The sequence below is a fragment of the Dietzia sp. SLG310A2-38A2 genome (assembly GCF_014145095.1).
Lineage (GTDB): Bacteria > Actinomycetota > Actinomycetes > Mycobacteriales > Mycobacteriaceae > Dietzia.
This window is the reverse complement of sequence record NZ_JAALDX010000102.1, coordinates 1-4,228: the sequence shown is the minus strand read 5'-3', so window position 1 is coordinate 4,228 and position 4,228 is coordinate 1. Positions and strand designations below refer to the sequence as shown.

Genomic DNA, 4,228 nt, shown 5'->3' with positions numbered 1-4,228 from the left:
GGCCGCGTCCGCGGCTGTTGGTCGGGTTTTCCGTCATCTGAACACTCCTGCTCTGTGCAGCAGCGACGCCAGTGCGTCCCGCTGCTCGGTGGTCGGTGGTAACTGCGGGAGTCGCGGCACTCCGGCCGGGATCCCGAGAAGCTCTAGTGCTGCTTTGGACATCGACACGCCGCCGAGCGCCCGTTGGGCGTCGAAGAGCGGGAGGAGTCCGAGGTTGATGTGTCGCGCGGTGTCGATCTCGCCCGCGAGGAAGGCGCGGCGCAGTTCGACGAGTCGCGAGGCGGCCACGTGGCCGATCACGCTGACGAATCCGCTCGCTCCCACCGCCAGCCACGGGAGGTTGAGCTGGTCGTCACCCGAGTAGTAGACGAGGTCGCAGTGAGACATCACGGTGACCGCGTCATGGAAGTCACCCTTGGCATCCTTGACTGCGACGATGTTCGGGTGGGACGACAGTCCGATGAGCGTCTCCGCATGGATCGGGACCACGGACCGCGGTGGGATGTCGTAGAGCATCACCGGTCGGTCGGTGGCGTCGGCGATCGCCCGGAAATGGGCGTCGAGTCCGGCCTGGGTGGGTTTGGAGTAGTACGGCGTCACCACGAGCATGCCGTGGGCACCGACGGACGCCGCCTGGCGGGCAAGGTGCACCGAATGCGCGGTGTCGTACGTCCCCACTCCGGCCACTACCGTCGCCCTGTCCCCCACCGCGGCCAGAACGGCCTCGAGAACCGCGATCTTCTCCGCGTCAGTGGTGGTGGGCGACTCGCCCGTGGTCCCGGACACGACGAGACCGTCGCACCCCGAATCCACGAGGTGTTCCGCGACACGTGCGACAGCCTTCAGATCGACGTAACCGTCGGACCCGAACGGGGTGACCATCGCCGTGAGCACCGTGCCGAACGGCGTGGGGCGTCCGGGTCGGGTGAGGGCCGGCCGACCGTCCGCCGACGTCGGGCCCCCAGTGGTCACGTGTGTCATGGCCTCCCAGACTACCCGCAGACCACGGGAAGTCCCGATTCCGACCCGGTGATCCGGCTCAACCCTCGAGGACGTAGGGGCTCACCGCGATCTCGGAGCCGTCTTCCAGCGAGGTGATCTCGAAGTCGGAGAACACGGCCGGCGCCGCCTCCCGCAACTGACGCAGGACGTCGATGGCCAGTCCTCGGATCTCGGTGTCCGCGTGCTCGGTCGCCCGCATCCCGATGAAGTGTCGCCACGACCTGTAGTTGCCGGTCACCACGATGCGGGTCTCGGTGGCGTTGGGCAGGACAGACCGCGCGGCCTGCCGGGCCTGCTTGTGACGCAGCATCGGGTTGGGGACGTCGGCGAACCTCTCCTCGAGCTTGGAGAGCATCTCCGCGTAGGCCTCACGCGACGCGTCGGTGGCGCGGCGGAAGATCTCCACCAGTTCCGGGTCGTCGGCGATCGCCGGCGGGGGCACCACTTTGGAGTCGTGCTCCGGGACGAACCGCTGCGACAGCTGACTGTAGGAGAAGTGGCGGTGCCTGATGAGTTCGTGGGTGCACGACCTGGAGATACCCGTGATGTAGAACGTCACGCTCGCGTGCTCGAACACCGAGAGGTGCCCCACCTCGAGAATGTGCCTCAGGTACCCGGCGTTCGACGCGGTGCGCGGGTTGGGCTTGTCCCAGCTCTGGTAGCAGGCCCGGCCGGCGAACTCGGCCAGGGCGGCTCCGCCGTCCGCATCCGTGTCCCAGCCGATCTCGTCGGGTGGGGTGAACGCGGTGTGCGCGACCATGCGGACCTGCCGCCGGACGAGCTCGGACATGGTGGGTCTCCCTTTGGTGTCGTGTCGCCCGGCGGGTCAGCCGAGGAGGTGGGCGGCGACCGTCGCGGCGACCTCGGACGCGGTGTCGAGTTCCTCACGACCGGGCTCGCCGGTGAGCTGTAGGGCCGGGGCGACCTGTCGCAGGTCCCACCCGGTGGTGATCCGCTCGACCGAGGTCACGGCCCCCGAGGTGTCGTTGTCCCCGTGCACGCAGAGTGCGTAGGGCCGACCGGCCACGGCACCCTCGCAGGTGTAGTAGGTGCGGTCGAAGAAGTGCTTGAGCGCACCGGACATGTAGCCGAAGTTGGCCGGGGTGAGCAGGACGTAGCCGTCCGCGCGGAGAACGTGGTCGTCGGTGGTGGCGAGTGCCGGAACCGATTCGACCTCGATCCCCTCGAGGTCGGGGTGCGCGAGACCACTCTCCAGTGCCTCAAGGATGCGGCGGAGTCTCGGTGACGGGGCGTGGTGGACCACCAGGACGATGCTCATCGCGGATCCTGCGCCCCGGAGACCTCCGCCTCCCGGAGGGTGATGGCCGCCCGCATGACCTCACGGGCACGGGCGCGGTCGCCCGCGTGGTCGTAGGCCCGGGCCAGCCGGTAGCTGGTACGCCAGTCCTCCGGGGCCGCCTGGTACTCGGCGCTGACGCGGTCGAACAACTCGTCGGCGGCGGCGTGCTCGAGCCGACCGGACGGGCGCTGATCCAGGTCGGAGACGTCGAGTTCGATGCCTTCCTCGGCTGCCGCGGCGGAGATCCGTTGGAGCTCGAATCCGTTCCGCAGGATCGCCCACATGGCCCACGCCCCGACGACGGTCAGCAGGACGATCCCGACCCCGAGTCCACGCATGGCGAGATACTCGGAACGGCTGATCATGGACCACCCGAGGTAGAGCAGGTAGCCGAACGCCACCACCAGACCCACCGCCGTGAGGGCCATGACCAGGGGTTTGATGACTCTGTCCACGGGCCGGCCTACAGATCCATGAAGGCGTCGAGCCCCACGGTGAGTCCGGGAACACCCGCGATCGACCGCACGCCGAGGAGCACACCGGGCGCGAAGGACGAGCGATCGAGGGAATCGTGCCTGATGGTGAGGGTCTCACCCTGGGTACCCAGGAGCACCTCCTGGTGCGCGATCAGGCCGGTCACGCGGACCGAGTGCACCCTCACCCCACCGACATCGGCGCCCCGCGCCCCCTCCAGCCCGGTGGAGGTGGCGTCCGGGGAGGGCCCCATCCCGGCTGCAGCGCGGGCGGCGGCCATCATCTCCGCGGTGCGGTGCGCCGTACCCGAGGGTGCGTCGGCCTTGTTCGGGTGATGCAGTTCCACGATCTCGGCCGAGGGGAAGTACTTGGCCGCCTGGACGGCGAAGCGCATCATGAGGATGGCTCCGATCGCGAAATTGGGCGCCACCAGCACCCCGGTATCCGGGTGGGACGCGAGCAGTCCACGCAGTGTTTCCAGCCGCTCGTCGGTGAAGCCGGTCGTGCCGACCACTGCGTGGATGCCGTGCGTGATGCAGTACTCGAGGTTGCCCATCACCACGTCAGGGTGGGTGAAGTCGACGACCACCTCCGCGCCGGCGTCGGAGAGCATCTGCAGCGGGTCGCCCTGGTCCACCTCGGCGACGAGTTCCATGTCCTCCGCCGCGCGGACCGCCTCGCAGATCGCCGTGCCCACCTTGCCGCGTGCACCGAGCACTCCGACCTTCGTCACCGTCATCGTCTCCTCGCTGGTCGTCAAGCCACCCACCAGCTTATCCGCCCACGCCGGCGAGCAGACCAGCCGCGCCGCCGGCGTCGGGCATGCCCGGCCCCACGGCCGCCAGACACCAGGGCGCTGTCTCGCCCGTCCAGTAGTCCGCGACGTCGTCGCGATGCACGGCGCGGAGCCGGTGGAGCGACTCGCCGACGGTCACCACCGTGTCGCGGTCCAGCAGGTGACGGCCGATCCGCGTCATCCGCGACAGGGGATCGTCCAGCCCGAGCCTGATCGATCCGGTGAGGTGGCCGATCGCACGGTCGACCTCGTCGCCGGACGGGGGATCGTGAACCATCCCCGCCACGACCTCGGCCAGTGCACCGCTCAATGCGTCCACCCGCCCGACAGGACTGCCCGCGACGACAGAGACGAGCCCGGTCGCACGGAACTGGTCCATCGACGCGTACACGGTGTACGCCAGCCCCAGCTCTTCGCGGACCCGCTGGAACAGTCGGGAACTCAGGCCGCCGCCGAGGACCGCCGTCGCGACCTGTGCGGCGGCGCGGTCCCGGTGATCGCGGGACGGGGTTCTCCGTGCCAGCGCAAGGAGCACCTGTTCGGAGTCGTCGTCCTCCCCCACCAGCACCGACGACGGGGCCCAGCCCGGGTGTCCGGCCGCCTGCCCGGAGGTGGGTGCGGCGGTCCGGACCGCTGCGGCCACCCCCGGCCCCTCG

The 4,228-nt window shown here is 69.5% G+C and carries 6 protein-coding genes; all 6 read right to left on the bottom strand.

The annotated features are described in order from the left end of the window. Positions 1-33 precede the first annotated feature (33 nt). Positions 34-981, bottom strand: coding sequence for a 4-hydroxy-tetrahydrodipicolinate synthase (gene dapA / locus G6027_RS04015; RefSeq protein ID WP_182635609.1), 948 nt, complete (start codon positions 979-981; stop codon positions 34-36). A gap of 58 nt (positions 982-1,039) precedes the next feature. After that, positions 1,040-1,792, bottom strand: coding sequence for an FAD-dependent thymidylate synthase (gene thyX, locus G6027_RS04010; RefSeq protein ID WP_182635607.1), 753 nt, complete (start codon positions 1,790-1,792; stop codon positions 1,040-1,042). A gap of 36 nt (positions 1,793-1,828) precedes the next feature. Further along, positions 1,829-2,281, bottom strand: coding sequence for an NAD(P)H-dependent oxidoreductase (locus tag G6027_RS04005; protein ID WP_182635605.1), 453 nt, complete (start codon positions 2,279-2,281; stop codon positions 1,829-1,831). Next, positions 2,278-2,757: a hypothetical protein gene (locus G6027_RS04000; protein ID WP_346995621.1), complete on the bottom strand. Its 480-nt coding sequence runs from the start codon at positions 2,755-2,757 to the stop codon at positions 2,278-2,280. The genes G6027_RS04005 and G6027_RS04000 overlap by 4 nt, the downstream gene beginning before the upstream one ends. Positions 2,758-2,765: 8 nt before the next feature. Continuing rightward, positions 2,766-3,515, bottom strand: a complete 750-nt coding sequence (dapB, locus tag G6027_RS03995) for a 4-hydroxy-tetrahydrodipicolinate reductase (RefSeq protein ID WP_182635603.1) — start codon at positions 3,513-3,515, stop codon at positions 2,766-2,768. A gap of 34 nt (positions 3,516-3,549) precedes the next feature. Further along, on the bottom strand, positions 3,550-4,228 hold a 679-nt coding region (locus G6027_RS03990), incomplete at its 5' end, for an insulinase family protein (protein WP_241726800.1).

Coding starts and splice junctions, on each gene's coding strand:
- dapA (WP_182635609.1), bottom strand. CDS start 981: ATGACACACGTGACCACTGGGGGCCCGACGTCGGCGGACGGTCGGCCG.
- thyX (WP_182635607.1), bottom strand. CDS start 1,792: ATGTCCGAGCTCGTCCGGCGGCAGGTCCGCATGGTCGCGCACACCGCG.
- G6027_RS04005 (WP_182635605.1), bottom strand. CDS start 2,281: ATGAGCATCGTCCTGGTGGTCCACCACGCCCCGTCACCGAGACTCCGC.
- dapB (WP_182635603.1), bottom strand. CDS start 3,515: ATGACGGTGACGAAGGTCGGAGTGCTCGGTGCACGCGGCAAGGTGGGC.